Origin of the sequence: Burkholderia sp. MSMB2157WGS (assembly GCF_001532755.1) — a bacterium.
GTDB lineage: Bacteria > Pseudomonadota > Gammaproteobacteria > Burkholderiales > Burkholderiaceae > Burkholderia.
Window position 1 is genome coordinate 274,665 of the sequence record NZ_LPJG01000011.1, and the last position, 16,921, is coordinate 291,585.

The window sequence follows — 16,921 nt, forward strand, 5'->3', positions numbered from 1 at the left end:
ACATCGAATGCGCATCCGGACTACACTGCCCTCATCCCGCTCGACGAGACACGACGATGACCGATCAAGACGACCACCATTTTCCGGGCCTGAGCCGCATCGGCGCGCTGATCGCCGATCCCGGCCGCGCCGCGATGCTATGGGTGCTGATGGACGGCAGCGCGCGCCCTGCCGGCGAACTGACGATGATCGCGGGGCTGTCGCCGTCCGCGGCCAGCGCGCACCTCGCGCGCCTGACCGAGGGCGGCCTGCTGGCCCTCGACGTGCGCGGCCGGCATCGTTACTACCGCATTGCGTCGGCCGACATCGCGGCCTCGCTCGAAGCGCTGGCGAACGTCGCCCGCGCGGCCGCGCCGCATCGCCCGGTTCCGCCGCCGTCGCGCACGGTCCCGGCCGAACTGCGCTACGCACGCACCTGCTACGACCACATGGCCGGCGAGCTCGCGGTACGCATCTTCGACGGCCTCACCGCGCGCCGCTGGCTGCTCGCGAACGGCGACGCGATCGAGGCCACCGAACTCGGCACGCAGGCGCTCGCGCAATGGGGCATCGACGTCGCGCAGCAACGCACGCGCCGGCGCCGCTTCGCGTGCGGCTGCCTCGACTGGAGCGAGCGGCGTTCGCATCTCGGCGGCGCACTCGGCGCGGCGCTGCTCGAAAGCTTCTGCGCGCACGGCTGGATCGAGCGCGCCGACCGACCGCGCGTGCTGCGCGTCACGGTGCCCGGACAGCAGGTTTTCGACGCGTGGCTTACGTCCGCTTGACGCCGGCATTGCAGCTGCACGACAACGGCGCGCGATGGACAGGTTTTGTTACATCGCGTGCCATTCGACTTACAAAACACCGTGCCTTGAAACAGGCCGAGCGGATATTGTGAACTGGACGGCACGAATCGACGCGCCGCGATCACAACGATGACGCTCACCATGGCCTCCCTCTTCACGCTCAAGCGCACCGCCCGCTACACGCTGCTCGCGTTCGTCGCGCTGGCGGCGCTGCCGCCCGCCTTCGCCCAATCGGCCGATGCGCCGCCGAACCTGGCCGCGGCACGGCAACCGGGCGGCGATCCGCCCGGCCGCGTCGCGCGGCTCAATTACCTGTCGGGCGCCGTGACGACCGAACCGGCCGGCACCGATACGTGGTCGTATGCGGCGGTGAACCGGCCGCTGACGACCGGCGATCAGCTCTGGAACGATGCCGGCGCGCGCTCGGAGCTGCACATCGGCTCGACCGCGGTGCGGCTCGGCCAATCGACGAGCCTGTCGGTGCTGAACCTCGACGACACGACGACGCAATTGAAGGTGGGGCTCGGCACCGTGTCGACGCACGTGCGCGATTTGCCGGCCGGCGGATCGTACGAAATCGACACGCCGAACCTCGCGCTCGGCATCGCCGGCCCCGGCGACTATCGTGTCGATGTCGCGCCGAACGGCTCGAGCACGACGGTGACGGTACGCAGCGGGAGCGCGACCGTCTACGGCAGCAACGGCCAGTATCCGCTGTCGCCGGGGCAGCAGGTGGTGTTCACTGGCACCGATCTGCAGGTCGCGCAGCAATCGGCCGCGCCGGCCCCCGACGCGCTCGACCAGTGGGCTGCCAGCCGCGACGCGGCCGAAGCGCGCTCGGTGTCGGCCCGCTACGTGTCCCGCGACATCCCCGGCTACCAGGATCTCGACGCGAACGGCACGTGGCGCGAAACCCCGAATTACGGCGCGGTATGGGTGCCGAACGACACGCCGGCCGATTGGGCGCCGTATCACGACGGCCATTGGATCTGGCAGGCGCCGTGGGGCTGGACCTGGGTCGACGACGCGCCGTGGGGCTTCGCGCCGTATCACTACGGCCGCTGGGCGTACGTGGACGACAGCTGGGCATGGGTGCCCGGCCCGATGGTCGTCGACCAGCCGCCCGTCTATGCGCCGGCGCTCGTCGCGTTCGTGGGCGGCGGGGGCGGCGGTTCCGACTGGAGCGTCGCGCTGACGGTCGGCGGCGTCGCCGCGGCCGGCTGCGCATGGTTCGCGCTCGGCCCCGGCGAACCGTGGCATCCGGGCTGGGGCGGCTGGAGCCCGCACTACTACGACCGCGTCAACCGCAACATCGTGGTGAACAACGTCAACGTGAACAAGACCGTGAACGTGACGAACATCACCAATATCACCAACATCAACAAGACGTATGTGAACTTCCGTGCGCCGCACGCGATCACGGCCGTGCCGGCCACCGCGTTCGTCCACGGCCAGCCGGTCGCGCACTTCTCGCAGCACGTCGATCCGCAGCAATGGCGCAACGCGCACGTCACGCCGGGCACGCCCGGCATCGCGCCGGTGCGCCAGAGCTTCACCGGCGGGCTGCGCAATGCCAGCTACCGCCCGCCGGCGGCGATCGCGCAGCACCCGTACGTCGCGACACGCAATCCGGCCGTGCCCGCCGCCTATCGCGACCAGGCCGCCGCCCACCTCGCGCAGCAAGGCGGGCGCGTACCGGGCGCCGGCGCGCCCGTCGTGAAGACGAACGTGCCGGCCGACTATACGGCTCGGCCGGTCCGCGTTCCGGGCCAGTCGCCGGGCGGCGGCGCATGGGCGATGCGCAACGTGCAGCTCGTGAATCCGCACGGACCCGTCGTGCAGCCGGCCCACGCGTCGCGCGAAGGCCAGCCGGCCGGCGAGCAGGCCGCGCGGCCAGGCGCGCCGACGCCGGGCATGTCGAATGTCGCGCGGCCGCCGAACGGCGAAAGCCCCAACGCACCGCGTTTCGCCAACGGCGGCACGCCGCCGGCACCCGGCAACCCGACGCCGCATCAGGCGTTCGCGCCCGGCAACGGCGTCCCGCATCCGCCGGGCGCGAACGACGTTCCGGCCGCGACCGGCAACGCACACGCGGCCAACGCGCCGTCGCCCGTGTGGATGCAGCCGCACACGCCGATGGCGCGTCAACGTCCCGACTCGCCGACCGCACTGCACGCGGCAGGACAGAATGCGCTGCCGCCCGTGCGCAGCGCAGCGGTGCCGCATCCGGACGGCGTGCCGACGCCGCAAGGCGTACAGCCCGGCGGCCGCAACGAAGCGCCGCGCGCGCTGCCGCAACCGCGGGTCGACAATACCGCGCAAATTCAGCAACCGCGTCCGCACCCCGACTTCCAGACGCCGGCCCGGCATGCACAACCTCAGCCGCAACCGGAACGGGCCGCCCCCGCGCCGCAACCACGCCCGGACTTCGCTCAACCGGCGCCGCATCGCGAGGTCGCGCCGCCGCGCGTGAACGAGTACCGTCCGCCGGCGCCCGCGGTGCACGACATGCCGCGTCCGCAGCCGGCGCCCCGCATGGAACCGCGCCCGTCGATGCCCGCTCCCCGGATGGAACCGCGGCCGCAGCCGGCGCCGCACGTCGAGGCGCCGCATGCGGCCAATCCGCCGCCGCAGGGCGGCCACGAGGAGCGGCATCGCCAGTAAGGGCAGCAAAGATGAAACAAAAGGCTCGACCGGCCAATACCGGTCGAGCCTTTTTTGCAAGGTACGGATCGACGAAACCGTGCGGCCTCGCCCGCGCGATCAGACCGCCATCGGCGCGGTCAGCGGCTCGTGGTGGCGATAGCCGACGAGCGAGAAATCGGACGGCTCGACCTGCTCCAGCCATTCGGGCGCATACACGCCCGTTTTCGCGTACTCGGGCACGCGCTCGGCAATCTCGAGCCGCGGGCTTTCGTACGGCTCGCGCGTGAGCTGCTGCTGCAGCATGTCGAGCTGGTTCTCGTAGATGTGGGCGTCGCCGATGAAATACGTGAACCAGCGCGGCGTGTAGCCCGTCAGCCGGCCCACGAGCGACAGCAGCGCGGCCCCTTCCGTCAGGTTGAACGGCGTGCCGAGACCGACGTCGTTGCTGCGGATGTACAGGCACAGCGAGATCTCGCGCTTCGTCGCGTTCGGCAGGAACTGGTACAGCAGATGGCACGCGGGCAGCGCGATCTGGTCGAGCACGGCCGGATTCCACGCGTGAAACAGGATGCGACGATCGGACGGATTCTCCATGATCGTGTCCAGGCATTGACGCAACTGGTCGATCGCCTTGTACAGCAGCACCTTCGGCGCGCCATCCTCGTCGAAACGCGTGACGATCCGGAAGCCGCGGCGCGTCGCGTCGGCGATCTGCGCGTCGGCGCCCGCATCGAGCACCTTGTAGCCAGGCCACTGGCGCCATTGCACGCCGTATACGTCGCCGAGATCGTCGACGCCCTGGCGATACGGGTTCGCGAGCCACTGCGCGTTCTCGTTCGCGTTCGCATCCCACACCTTGCAGCCGAGCGCGCGGAAATCGGCCGCGCTGCGCGACGCACGCAGGAAGCCGACCAGCTCGCCGATCGCCGACTTGAACGCGAGCTTCTTGGTCGTCACGGCCGGAAAGCCTTGCTGCAGATCGAAGCGCAGCATCGCGCCCGGCATGCTGATGGTGCGGATCCCCGTGCGGTTCTCCTGCCAGGTGCCGGTATCGAGAATGGTACGAACGAGATCGAGATACTGTTTCATGCGGGTTCCTTCGGCCGCGAGAGGCGGCCGTACCCGCCGATTTTAGCAAGCGTGGCGCGGAAGCTCCGGCAACGGCGCCGAAAACCCTGCCAGCGTGTCGCCGCGATCGCGCATGCCGTGCGCGCACATCAGCCGGTAGAGCGTGACGCGCGACACGCCGAGCTCGCGCGCGGCATCCGCAAAACGGCCGCGATGGCGCAGCAGCGCCTGCTCGATCGCCTGCCGTTCGGCCGCCTCGCGCGCCTCCAGCAGCGACACCGGCGCGAGCGTCGCATAGTCGTTCAGCTCGAGATCGGCGGCGGTGATCATCCGGCCTTCGGACATCACGATCGCGCGGCGCACGCGATTGATCAGCTCGCGCACGTTGCCGGGCCACGAATAGCCGTACAGCGACGCGACCGCATCCGGGGAAAAGCCGCGCAGGCGGCGATGCGCATCGCCCTTGAAGCGCTCGAGCATGTGGCGCGCGAGCACCTCGATGTCCTTGCCGCGCGCGCGCAGCGGCGGCTCCTCGATCTTCAGCACGCACAGCCGGTGAAACAGGTCCTCGCGAAAGCGCCCTTCGCGCAGCGCCGCTTCCATGTTCACGTGCGTCGCGCAGATCACGCGCACGTCGACCGGCATCGACACGTGCGCGCCGAGCCGCTCGATCTTGCCTTCCTGCAGGAAGCGCAACAGGCTCGCCTGGCTTTCGAGCGGCAGATCGCCGATCTCGTCGAGAAACAGCGTGCCGCCGTTGGCGGCCTCGACGCGGCCGATCTTGCGCTGGTTCGCGCCGGTGAACGCGCCGCGCTCATAGCCGAACAGTTCGGCCTGCAGCAGCGTCGACGGTATCGCACCGCAATTGATCGCGATGAACGGCGCCTGGGCGCGCGACGAACGCTCGTGAATCGCGACCGCCGTCAGCTCCTTGCCCGTGCCCGACTCGCCGGAGATGAACACCGGCGCGTCGGTCGCCGCGACGCGGCGGATCGTCCTGAAGAGCCCGAGCATCGCATCGCAGGTGCCGACCATCTCGCCTTCGCTGCGTCCTGCGCCGACGGGCGGCGAAACGGGATCGGTCAGTGCGACCATGCCGTGCGCATGACCGACGGTCTCGACGATCCGCGCCGTTTCGTACGGCATCGTCACGTAGTCGAAGCAATAGTCGCGAATGAGATGGCGCAGCGTCGCGTCCTGCAACTGGCCGCGCCGCGTCGCCGCGATCCAGCCGATATGCTGGATGCTCAGGCAGGATTCGAGTTCGCGCAGGTCCGACGGCTTGAAGCCCGGCGAGAAATCGAGCAGGCCGGCGGTTGCCACGCCGTGCTGCACGACGCGCCGCACATCGCGCACGGTCTCGGCCAGGTCGACGCGCCAGCCGCATTCGTCGAAATGGCCGCGCAACGCGTCGTTCGGTTCGCGCGAATAGTAGACCACGTGCCGCTGATCGGCTCCCATATGCTCACCCCGTTCATCAACCGTCCAACGATTGCCGCACACGTCGGATTGCGTGCAAAAGGATCGAATCGGGTCAGCCAGAGGTGGCTCGATTCGCCATGCCGATGCGTGGCAACGACACAGCCTCGCATGATGGCGCTTGTCTCGCGTCCAGTATTTTTTTGATCAAGACGATCTGGTTATAGGCACCGAATACGACAAATCCGTTTCGGTGCCGATGGCGACACGGCCGAATCGCTCAGCGGTCGATGCAGATCAATCATCTGCACATAGCACATGTGCAGCAAGGGTTTCGTCATCGACACACGCGCCGATTTTCATCCTTGAAGCGTGTCGATTGAATCAGCAGTATTCCCGAGCCCCATCGTTTCACGCCTGAAACATTTTCAGGCGTTTTCGGCCACCATTCGCAACGCTCGAGCGCGAGTCGCAATGGCGGCAATGGCCCCGGTACGGTGGCATGTATTTCGCTGAATACGTACACGATCGGAGACATCCGCCATGCGAAAAACTTTTTTACTTTCTTTCGTGTCGATGGCGCTCGCGCTCTCGGCCGCCGGGCCCTCTGCTCCGGCATGCGCGGACGAAGGCATGCAACCGGATCGCGCCATGCAGCTTGCCGGGAACACGCCGAGCACGCAGCACGGCAACGGGTTCGGCATCCTGACCGTGTCGGCCCCGCAACCGCTGCCGGCCGCCAACGCCGCCGTGACGCTGTGGGACGAGATCCCGCCGCCGCCCCTGTTGCCGATGCCGCTGCCGGCGCCGCAACCGGGCGACGTCCGGCATGCGATGGAAGGCAATGCGCGGGGCAATACGCATCCCTGATGCATGCGCCCCTTCAATTAATCAGGATAACGTATTTAACCGACGAGCCGGTCGAACGGGATGCCGTCGAGCGGACCCGGCCTCGCCGATCTCGCGACGTAAAACGTTTTGGTGCTCCGTCCCCCGGCGGGCACTCTTTTTATTCGGACGGGCCGTCGCGACGGACGGCGCCGGAAACGCCGGTCGCCGTGCGGGCGTGCGGAATCCGGCGCACGCCGTCGTTCCGGTAAAATCGGCCCCGTTCCCCTCTTTTCCGACCTTCATGACGACGTTGACCCTGATCGTCGCGCGTGCCCGCAACGGCATCATCGGCCGCGACAACCAGTTGCCCTGGAAACTTCCCGAGGATCTCGCGTTCTTCAAGCGCACGACGATGGGCGCGCCGATCGTGATGGGCCGCAAGACCCACGAATCGATCGGCCGGCCGCTGCCCGGCCGCCGCAATATCGTCGTCACGCGCGACGCCACGCGCCGTTTCGACGGCTGCGATACGGTCACGTCGCTCGCCGACGCACTGGCGCTCGCCGCGCGCGACGGCGCGTCGGAGGTCTTCCTGATCGGCGGTGCGCAACTCTACGCGGAAGGTCTCACGCTCGCCGACAGACTGGTCGTCACCGAGATCGACGCCGACTTCGACGGCGACGCGTCGTTCCCGGCGCCCGACGCCGCGCACTGGCAGGAAATCTCGCGCGACGCGCATCAGGCTGCCGCGCCGAACACGTTCGGCTATGCGTTCGTCGTCTACGAACGCAAGCGCGGCTGACGTATTCTTCCGCACGATGAAAAAAGCCCGACCGGCTTCGCGCCGGTCGGGCTTTCGTTTTCCGGCGGCCTGCGCCGCGTGCGGCTTACTGCCCTGCGATCGTCATCTGCTCGATCAGCACCGAGCCGGTTTCCTTCGTCCCGCGCACGATCGAATCCGCACCGATCGCGACGATATGACGGAACATCTCCTGCAGCGTGCTGGCAACGGTGATTTCCTCGACCGGATACTGGATCACGCCGTTCTCCACCCAGAAACCCGCCGCGCCGCGCGAATAGTCGCCCGTCACGTAGTTCACGCCCTGCCCCATCAACTCGGTCAGCAGCAGCCCCGTGCCGAGCTTCTTCAGCATCGCGTCGAAGTCGTCGCCCGCCTGCGTGTTCGTGCTGCGCAGCGCGAGATTGTGCGAGCCGCCCGCGTTGCCGGTGGTTTGCGTGCCGAGCTTGCGTGCCGAATAGGTCGACAGGAAATAGCCTTCGACGACACCGTCCTTCACGACGCTGCGCGCACGCGTGCGCACGCCTTCCTCGTCGAACGGCGCGCTGCCCATCGCGCGCGGCACGTGCGGATCCTCGACGATCTGGATGTGCGGTGCGAACACCGGCTTGCCGAGGCTGTCGACGAGGAACGACGTCTTGCGATACAGCGCGCCGCCGCTCACTGCCTGTACGAATGCGCCGAGCAGGCCGGCCGCGAGCGGCGCTTCGAACAGCACGGGCACCTTGCGCGTGTCCAGACGGCGCGCGCCCATCCGCGCGAGCGCACGCTCGGCCGCGTAACGGCCCACCGCCTCGGGCGCGGCGAGATCGATCGCGCTGCGCTTCGACGAATACCAGTCGTCGCGCTGCATGTGGCGGCCGCTGCCCGCGATCGGCGCGCATGCGATGTAGTGGCGCGAGTACGGATAGCCGGCGAGAAAGCCGCGCGACGTCGCAAGCACGAACTGAGAATGCTGCGCCGACACGCTCGCGCCTTCAGAATTGCGAATTTGCGGGCTGACCGCAAACGCGGCGTCTTCCGCGCGGCGGGCAAGCTCGACCGCGTCGTCGGCCGTCAGCGCCCACGGGTGGTACAGATCGAGGTCCTGCGGGTCGGTTTCGAGCAGCTCGGCTTCGGCGAGACCGGCCGCTTCGTCCTCGGCCGTGAAGCGCGCGATGTTGTAGGCGGCGGCGACGGTATCCTTGATCGCGGCCGGCGAGAAGTCCGACGTGCTCGCGTTGCCGCGTTTCTTGCCGATGAACACGGTGACGCCGACCATCTTGTCGCGGTTGTGCTCGATCGTTTCGACCTCGCCGCGGCGCACCGACACCGACAGGCCGTCGCCCTCGGAGATTTCGGTCGCGGCGTCCGTCGCGCCGAGCGCCTTCGCATGGCGAAGGATGTCCGATGCGATTTCCTTGAGCTGGTCCTGCGTGTGCGGGAAATAGCGCGCTTGTACGTCGAGATTGGCTGCCATCGTCTTGGTATCCGGTGGCGGGCGGGCGCCCGCATGGTCAAAATGTTGCGTATCCCGCGATCATAGCAAGGTCCGGGGCCGGACACAGACAAGCTTGGGGTATCCGCGCCGCGATACAATGCGGCCCATGACACGCAAAACCCGAATCCAGCCGATCGAACATGCCGTCGAGGACGACGACAATGGCTACGATCGCCCCAGCAAATCCCAGTTGAAGCGCGAAATGCACGCGCTGCAGGAACTCGGCCAGGCACTCGTCGACCTGCCGAAGGACGCGCTCAAGCGCATGCCGATGCCCGAAGATCTCGCGGACGCCGTGCGCGAGGCCCGCCGGATCACCGATCACGAAGGCAAGCGCCGCCAGCTCCAGTACGTCGGCCGCGTGATGCGCTCGCTGACCGACGACGAAACGGCCGCGCTGCGCACCGCGCTCGACGCGCAACGCGGCGTGAACAAGGCCGCGACGGCCCGCCTGCACTGGATCGAGCGCACGCGCGAGCAACTGCTCGCGAGCGACGACGCGCTGACCGAATTCCTGCGCCAGCACCCCGACGCCGACATCCAGGAAGGCCGCACGCTGATCCGCAACGCGCGCAAGGAAGCCCAGCAAGGCAAGCCGCCGCGCTATTTCCGCGAGCTGTTCCAATGGATCAAGACCGCGAGCGGGACGCCCGGCGGCGATGACGAAGCGGGCGACGACGCCGGAGACGACCATGACGACGACGCGTAACCATCCGGACGAGCTCGTGGTCGGCCTCGTGTCGATCAGCGACCGCGCGAGTACGGGCGTCTACGAGGACAAGGGCATTCCGGCGCTGCAGGAATGGCTCGCCGGTGCGCTCGTCTCGCCGTGGCGCGCGCAAACACGCCTGATCCAGGACGACGCGCCGACGATCTCGGCCACGCTGACCGAACTGGTCGACGTCGCCGGCTGCGACCTCGTGCTGACGACGGGCGGCACCGGTCCCGCGCGCCGCGACGTGACGCCGGAAGCCACGCTGGCCGTGGCGACGAAGGAAATGCCGGGATTCGGCGAACAGATGCGGCAGATCAGCCTGAATTTCGTGCCGACCGCGATCCTGTCGCGGCAGGTCGCGGTGATCCGCGAAACGGCCGACCATGCGGCGCTGATCATCAACCTGCCCGGCCAGCCGAAGTCGATCCGCGAGACGCTGGAAGGGCTGCGCGATGCCGACGGCAAATCGACCGTGCCCGGCATCTTCGCCGCGGTGCCCTACTGCATCGACCTGATCGGCGGCCCGTATATCGAGACCGACGCCGCGGTGGTCGCGGCGTTCCGGCCGAAAAGCGCGCGGCGCTGAACGTGGCTCGAGCGCCGCGCGCGTGCCGGCCCGCTCAGGCGGCCGGCACGGAATCGCCTGCCGGCGCCGATGCGGCCGGAATCAGGAAATGCTCGCGATAGTACTTCAGCTCGTCGATCGACTCGTGGATGTCGGCGAGCGCGGTGTGCATCGCCCGCTTCTGGAAACCCTTGTAGATGGCCGGCTGCCAGCGGCGGCACAGCTCCTTGAGCGTGCTGACGTCGAGGTTGCGGTAGTGGAAGAACCGCTCGAATTCCGGCATCCAGCGCGCCATGAAGCGGCGGTCCTGGCAAATCGAGTTGCCGCACATCGGCGACTTGCCCGGCGACACGTACTGCGCGAGGAACGCCTGCAGTTGCGCGGCGGCTTCCGCCTCGGTCACGGTCGATGCGCGCACGCGGTCGATCAGCCCCGAACGGCCATGCGTCGACTTGTTCCAGTCGTCCATCTTCGCGAGCGTCTCGTCGCTCTGGTGAATCGCGAACACCGGGCCCTCGACGGCAACGTCGAGCGTGGAATTGGTCACGACGACCGCGATCTCGATGATGCGGTCGTTTTCCGGGTCGAGGCCCGTCATCTCCATGTCGAGCCAGACGAGGTTCAACTCGTTGCGCACGAGCGCGGGCTGGCTGGCGGAAGCGGCGGTATCGGTCATGATTCATCCTGGAAAATGGCGGACCGGGCGCGCCGACGCGGCGCCGCCCGGGCGGGCGGCATCGCATCAGCGGGGCCGGTCCGCAAGAACATATAATTCTCGCATAGAACCCTTTGGCGCCTTCGATGTCACCCTTTTCGTTCACCCTGCTGTTCGCGATCGCCGTACTCGCGATGGTCGTCACCAAGCTGTGGCTCGCGTCGCGGCAGATCCGCTTCGTCGCCGCGCACCGCAACGGCGTGCCCGCGCAATTCAGCGCCACCATCCCGCTGACCGCCCACCAGCGCGCGGCCGACTACACGGTCGAGCGCACCCGGCTCACGATGCTCGAGATCGTCGTCAGCGCGGCCGTGCTGGTCGGCCTCACGCTGCTCGGCGGCGTCGGCGCGCTCGACACGCTGCTGACCGGCTGGCTCGGCCGCGGCTACGGGCAGCAGGTCGCGCTGGTCGCCGCGGTGCTCGTGATCATGAGCGTGATCGACGTCCCGTTCGAGTATTACCGCCAGTTCGGGATCGAGCAGCGTTTCGGCTTCAACCGGATGACGAAGCGGCTGTTCTTCACCGACATGCTGAAGAATTCGCTGCTCGGCGCCGTGCTCGGCCTGCCGCTGCTGTTCGTCGTGCTGTGGCTGATGAACCAGGCCGGCAGCCTGTGGTGGCTGTGGACCTGGATCGTGTGGGTCGCGTTCCAGATGCTCGTGCTGCTGATCTACCCGACCTTCATCGCACCGCTCTTCAACAAGTTCGAACCGCTGAAGGACGACGCGCTGCGCGCGCGCATCGAGTCGCTGATGAAGCGCTGCGGCTTCGCGGCGAAGGGCCTGTTCGTCATGGACGGCAGCCGCCGCTCCGCACACGGTAACGCGTATTTCACGGGCTTCGGCGCATCCAAGCGGATCGTGTTCTTCGATACGCTGCTCGCGCGCCTGTCCGGCCAGGAGATCGAAGCCGTGCTCGCGCACGAGCTCGGCCACTTCAAGCGCCGCCACGTGATGAAGCGGATGCTCGTGTCGTTCGTGCTGAGCCTCGTGCTGCTCGCGCTGCTCGGCTGGCTCGCCCAACGCACGTGGTTCTATACGGGGCTCGGCGTCACGCCGTCGCTCGACACCAGCAACGCGGGCGCCGCGCTCGTCCTGTTCTTCCTCGCGATTCCGGTCTTCCTGTTCTTCGCGACGCCGTTCAGCAGCCTCACGTCGCGCAAGCACGAATTCGAGGCCGACGCGTTCGCGGCCAGCCAGACCGACGCGCAGGATCTCGTCAGCGCGCTCGTGAAACTCTATGAAGACAACGCGTCGACGCTGACGCCCGACCCCGTCTACACGGCCTTCTACTACTCGCATCCGCCTGCGTCGCAGCGGATCGACCGCCTGCTGCAGCACGCATGAGCCGGCCGACCTCCCGCAAGCCGGCCCCGCGCGCATCGGGCGCGCAACGGGCCGAAGGCCGCGTGATCGCGGCGCACGGCCGCCACTACATCGTCGCCCCCGACGACGGCGGCCCGATGCTGCAATGCTTCCCGCGCGGCAAGAAGAGCGACGTCGCGGTCGGCGACCGCGTCGCGTACGAACTCGCGTCGGCCGACCAGGGCGTGATCGTGGAGATCGGCGAACGGCGTAACCTGCTGTACCGCTCCGACCAGTTCAAGTCGAAGCTGTTCGCGGCGAACCTCGACCAACTGCTGATCGTGCTCGCGACCGAGCCCTATTTCAGCGAGGATCTGCTCGGCCGCGCGCTGATCGCCGCCGAAGCGAACGAGTTGAAGCCGCTCGTCGTGCTGAACAAGATCGACGTGGAGGCCGCGCTGCCGGTCGCGCGCGAACGCCTCGCGCCGTACCGCGCGCTCGGCTACGACGTGCTCGAGCTGTCGGTGAAAGGCGCGCCGGACGACGCGCGCGCGCAACTGATGCCGCACCTCGCCGGCCATTCGACGATCCTGCTCGGCCAGTCGGGGATGGGCAAGTCGACGCTCGTGAACCTGCTCGTGCCCGACGCCGAAGCCGCGACCCGCGAGATTTCGGCCGCGCTCAACAGCGGCCGTCACACGACGACGTTCACGCGCCTGTACCCGCTGGAAGGCGGCGGTGCGCTGATCGATTCGCCGGGCTTCCAGGAATTCGGCCTCTACCACCTGACCGAAGGCCGCCTCGAGCGTGCGTTTCCGGAATTCCGGCCGCTGCTCGCGGACTGCCGTTTCTATAATTGTCATCATCTGCACGAGCCGGGCTGCGCGATCCTCGAAGCCGTCGCCGACGGCCGCATCGCGCCGTCCCGGCATGCGCTGTACGCGCAGCTCGTGCACGAGGCGAGCCAGATCGTCCGCTGATCGCGCGACGTGTGCGACGGCCGGCCGGCGCCAGACGGGCCGGCCTTCATCGACAGGAGCGGCGATGCGTTTCAAGGCACCCGACCTCGCGACCGCGCAGCATTGGGCCAACGTGCTCCAGGTGGTCGGCATCGGTTGCGAACTGCACAACTGCTACGCGACCGGCGCGCTCGGCGGCCTGCCCGCCGATGCGTGCACGCCCGAACTGTGGCTCGACGACGAACGCGACGACGCGCTCGCCCGCCGGCTCCTCGATGCCGCATCGCACGGCCCGTCGGCCGGTGCCGCACCCTGGCGCTGCCGGCAGTGCGGCGAAGCGCTCGAAGCGCAATTCACCGCGTGCTGGCAATGCGGCGCCGTGCGCGATCCGCGCGACGACTGAACGCACTGCGCCGACCCACAGCGAAAAGGCCGGCATCAAGCCGGCCTGTTCATTTCGTCGGGCGCCGGGCTAGCGCGTCACGATACCCAGACCGCCAGCGTCAGCATCAGCAACAGGATCATCCACAGGATCACCGCGCGCCACACGAGGCCGACCGCCGACTGCAGCGTGCGCGGCGTGCAATCGTCACCGACCGTCAACGGACCGCTGTCGCCGACCGCCAGCGCATCGAGGCTCGACGGCTCCGCGAGCGGCCCGGCGAGACGCGCGCCGAGCGCCCCGCTGCCGGCGGCCAGCAGCACGCCGTCGTTCGGGTCGGGCCACTGGCGCGTATGGTTGCGCCACGCGTAGATCGCATCCTCGAAATTGCCGACGATCGCGAAGCCGAGCGCCGTCAGCCGGGACGGAATCCAGTCGATCACGAAGAACGCGCGCTGCGCGAACGTCGAGAAGGCAGCCGTGCGGTCGTCGCCCGGCGTCGACCAGCTGCGCGCGAGGTATTCGGAAATCCGGTACAGCACGGCGCCTGCCGGACCGAGCGGCAGCACGTACCAGAAGAACACGCCGAAGACGTGGCGATGCGACGCGACGACCGCGTGGATCAGCGTATGACGGACGATTTCGCCGACCGGCATGTCGACCGTGTCGATACCCGTCCACTCGTGCAGGATTTCTCGCGCGCGCGGCACGTCGTCGTTGTTGAGCGCGAGATGGATATCGGTGAAGTAGTGGCTGAACTGGCGGAAGCCGAGCGTGAAATACACGACGGCGACGTTCCACAGAAACGCGAGCACGAAGCTCACCTTGTACAGCAGGAAATAGATCAGCGCGACGACCAGTACCCACGGCAGCACGACCGCGAGCCAGGCGAGGATTCCGTGCTTCTGCTTGCCGGCGTCGAGGCCATGCGCGACGGTTTCCGCATGAAACTGGAACAGCGCGAACACCGGATTGCTCGGCGACAACGCGCGGACCTGTTCGATGATGAGGGCGAGGAGAACCGAAAAGAAAGTCATGCGTGGCGCCGTCTTCGGAGTTATGTCATTTTTTGCATAACGATAGCACAGCGTCAGTCGCGCATGGCTGCGCGGCGCGGTCGCCGGGCAGCCGGTCGCGCGCGCCGGCCGGCGCGCCCGCCTATCCGGCGGCCAAGAAGCGATACAAATTGCGAAACATGGCGGCAGTTGCACCCCAGATGAAGTAATGGCCGTCCGGTTTGCCATTCGGATAGGGCATGGCAAAAAAACGACGCTCGCCGCCCTCCCATCGGAACACGCGCACCTGATGGTTCGCGGGGTTCATCACGAACGCGAGCGGCACCTCGAAAATCTCGGCAACTTCGAACGTGTCGGCCTGCACGGTGAACGGCGGATGCACGAGGCCGACCACCGGCGTCACGCAGAACCCCGTGCCGGTCAGGTAGTCGGGCAGCGCACCGAGAATCTCGACGCGTTCGGCGGCCAGCCCGATCTCCTCCTTCGCCTCGCGCAACGCGGTGGCGGTCGCGTCGCGGTCGAACGGCTCGCGACGGCCGCCGGGAAAGCTGATCTGTCCGGCGTGGTCGTTCAGGTGATCGGCGCGCTGCGTCAGCAGTACGGTGAGGCCCGACTCGCGGACGACGAGCGGCATGAGGACGGCCGCGCTACGCGGATCGACGCCTTCCTGCAGCCTCGCCTCGCCGGGTTCGACGCTCCATTCGAGCGTGCGCGCGAACCGTTCGCGCAGGCCGGGCGGCGTCATCAGCCTGGAATCGATGACAGGCAGGCCGGCGCCGGTGCCTTCGACCGGCAATACTTCGGGATCGATGATGGGGCGGCGATTCAATGGGGCTCTCGGGTTCGTGTCGTATCGAGCATATTGTCGCGCCAGAATGAAAAAAGCACCCGGTTGGGTGCTTTTTCCTTACAGCTCTTACTCTTGGGAAGCTGCTGCGGCGCGATCCTTCGACACCAGCTTTTCCTTGATACGAGCCGACTTGCCCGAACGCTCGCGCAGGTAGTACAGCTTCGCACGACGCACATCGCCGCGACGCTTCACGACGATGCTTGCCAGCAGCGGCGAGTACGTCTGGAACGTACGCTCGACGCCTTCGCCCGACGAGATCTTGCGGACGATGAAGTTCGAGTTCAGACCACGATTGCGAATCGCGATCACGACGCCTTCGTAAGCCTGAACGCGCTTGCGGTTACCTTCAACCACGTTCACGTTCACGATCACCGTGTCGCCCGGGGCGAAATCGGGGATCGTCTTGCCGGCGAGCGCGCGCTCGATTTCTTCCTGCTCAAGTTTTGCGATCAGATTCATTACTGACTCCTTATGCCATCGTGTCGGCGTTCAACCCGCCTGCTTCCAGGCTTGGCCCCGATAGAGGATGGATTCACATCAGGCGCCGCACACGCATGTACGGCACCGCCAATTCCCGCTCGCGCAGCCGCCTCAGGAGGCGTCCTTCGCTTCGCGTGCGAGGTTCGCGAGCCATGCCTCGTCGGCGCGGCTCAACAACTTCTCGCGGCGCGCCCGGACGATCAGGTCCGGCCGCTTCCGCAACGTATTCCTCAATGCTTCCTGGCGCCGCCACCGCTCGATCTCGGCATGATGCCCGCCGAGCAGCACGTCCGGCACGCGCACGCCGGCGTATTCCTCGGGGCGCGTGTAGTGCGGGCAATCGAGCAGACCGTCGGCGAAGCTGTCCTGTACGGCCGACAGCGAATCGTTCAGCACGCCGGGCAGCAGCCGCACGACCGCATCCATCATCGCCATCGCCGGCAGTTCGCCGCCCGACAGCACGAAATCGCCGAGGCTGATTTCCTCGTCGACGCAACGGTCGAGCAGGCGCTGATCGATCGCTTCGTAGCGACCGCACAGCACGACGACGCCGGGCTCCTGCGCCATCCGCACCGCACGATCATGCGTGAGCGGCGCGCCTTGCGGCGACATCATCACGACACGCGTGCTCGCGATGCCCTGCGCCGCCTGCGCCGCTTTCGCGGCGTCGATCGCGGCTTCGAGCGGCCTGGCCAGCATCACCATGCCCGGACCGCCGCCGTACGGACGATCGTCGACCGTGCGGTAGTTGTCCGTCGTGAAATCACGCGGGTTCCAGGTGCGCAGCCCGAAGCGCCCCTGCTTGACGGCCCGGCTGGTGATTCCCCAGTCGGTCAGTGCGCGGAACATCTCGGGAAAGAGCGTGACGACGTCGAACTGCACCGCGCTCTCGGTAACCTGGTTCATT

General features: G+C 67.6%; 17 protein-coding genes. 9 read left to right on the forward strand and 8 right to left on the reverse strand.

Going from position 1 to position 16,921, the window contains the following annotated elements:
- Positions 1-56 precede the first annotated feature (56 nt).
- On the forward strand, positions 57-764 hold the full coding sequence (locus WT53_RS05930) for a helix-turn-helix transcriptional regulator (RefSeq protein ID WP_034206745.1): 708 nt from the start codon (positions 57-59) through the stop codon (positions 762-764).
- Between the two features lie 162 nt (positions 765-926).
- Positions 927-3,449 (forward strand): DUF6600 domain-containing protein, encoded by a 2,523-nt coding sequence (locus WT53_RS05935; protein WP_034207857.1) that lies wholly within the window; start codon positions 927-929, stop codon positions 3,447-3,449.
- Positions 3,450-3,548: 99 nt separating this feature from the next.
- On the opposite strand, the gene WT53_RS05940 is transcribed toward WT53_RS05935, so the two are convergent.
- Positions 3,549-4,520, reverse strand: coding sequence for a thymidylate synthase (locus WT53_RS05940; RefSeq protein ID WP_034206744.1), 972 nt, complete (start codon positions 4,518-4,520; stop codon positions 3,549-3,551).
- A 42-nt stretch (positions 4,521-4,562) separates the two neighbouring features.
- A complete protein-coding gene (locus WT53_RS05945; RefSeq protein WP_034206743.1) occupies positions 4,563-5,960 on the reverse strand; it encodes a sigma-54 dependent transcriptional regulator in 1,398 nt (465 codons plus the stop codon).
- A gap of 609 nt (positions 5,961-6,569) precedes the next feature.
- Between WT53_RS05945 and WT53_RS05950 the strand changes: the two genes are divergently transcribed.
- A complete protein-coding gene (locus tag WT53_RS05950; RefSeq protein ID WP_373557155.1) occupies positions 6,570-6,788 on the forward strand; it encodes a hypothetical protein in 219 nt (72 codons plus the stop codon).
- 262 nt (positions 6,789-7,050) lie between these two features.
- Positions 7,051-7,551 carry a dihydrofolate reductase gene (locus WT53_RS05955; protein WP_034206741.1) on the forward strand — a complete coding sequence of 167 codons (501 nt, stop codon included), beginning with the start codon at positions 7,051-7,053 and terminating at the stop codon, positions 7,549-7,551.
- An 85-nt stretch (positions 7,552-7,636) separates the two neighbouring features.
- On the opposite strand, the gene pmbA is transcribed toward WT53_RS05955, so the two are convergent.
- Entirely contained in the window at positions 7,637-9,007 is a 1,371-nt protein-coding gene (pmbA, locus tag WT53_RS05960) for a metalloprotease PmbA (RefSeq protein WP_034206740.1), read from the reverse strand.
- 127 nt (positions 9,008-9,134) lie between these two features.
- On the opposite strand from pmbA, the gene yjgA reads away from it, so the two are divergent.
- Together yjgA and mog are read left to right on the forward strand one after the other, a co-directional pair.
- Positions 9,135-9,737, forward strand: a complete 603-nt coding sequence (gene yjgA, locus WT53_RS05965) for a ribosome biogenesis factor YjgA (RefSeq protein WP_306453922.1) — start codon at positions 9,135-9,137, stop codon at positions 9,735-9,737.
- Entirely contained in the window at positions 9,721-10,329 is a 609-nt protein-coding gene (mog, locus tag WT53_RS05970) for a molybdopterin adenylyltransferase (RefSeq protein ID WP_080747797.1), read from the forward strand. The genes yjgA and mog overlap by 17 nt, the downstream gene beginning before the upstream one ends.
- A 34-nt stretch (positions 10,330-10,363) precedes the next feature.
- Here the strand turns inward: mog and orn are convergent, their stop codons facing one another.
- Positions 10,364-10,984 carry an oligoribonuclease gene (orn, locus tag WT53_RS05975; RefSeq protein ID WP_059501648.1) on the reverse strand — a complete coding sequence of 207 codons (621 nt, stop codon included), beginning with the start codon at positions 10,982-10,984 and terminating at the stop codon, positions 10,364-10,366.
- A gap of 125 nt (positions 10,985-11,109) precedes the next feature.
- On the opposite strand from orn, the gene WT53_RS05980 reads away from it, so the two are divergent.
- The 3 genes from WT53_RS05980 to WT53_RS05990 all read left to right on the forward strand — a co-directional run bounded on the left by WT53_RS05980 (position 11,110) and on the right by WT53_RS05990 (position 13,689).
- A complete protein-coding gene (locus WT53_RS05980; protein ID WP_059836756.1) occupies positions 11,110-12,369 on the forward strand; it encodes a M48 family metallopeptidase in 1,260 nt (419 codons plus the stop codon).
- Positions 12,366-13,307 (forward strand): ribosome small subunit-dependent GTPase A, encoded by a 942-nt coding sequence (gene rsgA, locus WT53_RS05985; RefSeq protein ID WP_034206736.1) that lies wholly within the window; start codon positions 12,366-12,368, stop codon positions 13,305-13,307. The genes WT53_RS05980 and rsgA overlap by 4 nt, the downstream gene beginning before the upstream one ends.
- A gap of 64 nt (positions 13,308-13,371) precedes the next feature.
- Positions 13,372-13,689 (forward strand): hypothetical protein, encoded by a 318-nt coding sequence (locus tag WT53_RS05990; protein ID WP_060258840.1) that lies wholly within the window; start codon positions 13,372-13,374, stop codon positions 13,687-13,689.
- A gap of 77 nt (positions 13,690-13,766) precedes the next feature.
- Here the strand turns inward: WT53_RS05990 and WT53_RS05995 are convergent, their stop codons facing one another.
- The 4 genes from WT53_RS05995 to trmD form a co-directional block, all read right to left on the reverse strand.
- On the reverse strand, positions 13,767-14,705 hold the full coding sequence (locus WT53_RS05995) for a CobD/CbiB family protein (protein ID WP_034206735.1): 939 nt from the start codon (positions 14,703-14,705) through the stop codon (positions 13,767-13,769).
- A gap of 121 nt (positions 14,706-14,826) precedes the next feature.
- On the reverse strand, positions 14,827-15,513 hold the full coding sequence (locus WT53_RS06000; protein WP_034206734.1) for a CoA pyrophosphatase: 687 nt from the start codon (positions 15,511-15,513) through the stop codon (positions 14,827-14,829).
- 87 nt (positions 15,514-15,600) lie between these two features.
- On the reverse strand, positions 15,601-15,993 hold the full coding sequence (gene rplS, locus WT53_RS06005) for a 50S ribosomal protein L19 (protein ID WP_006486838.1): 393 nt from the start codon (positions 15,991-15,993) through the stop codon (positions 15,601-15,603).
- Positions 15,994-16,125: 132 nt separating this feature from the next.
- Complete coding sequence (gene trmD, locus WT53_RS06010) at positions 16,126-16,920, reverse strand: tRNA (guanosine(37)-N1)-methyltransferase TrmD (RefSeq protein ID WP_060258843.1); 795 nt, start codon at positions 16,918-16,920, stop codon at positions 16,126-16,128.
- Position 16,921: the final 1 nt, after the last annotated feature.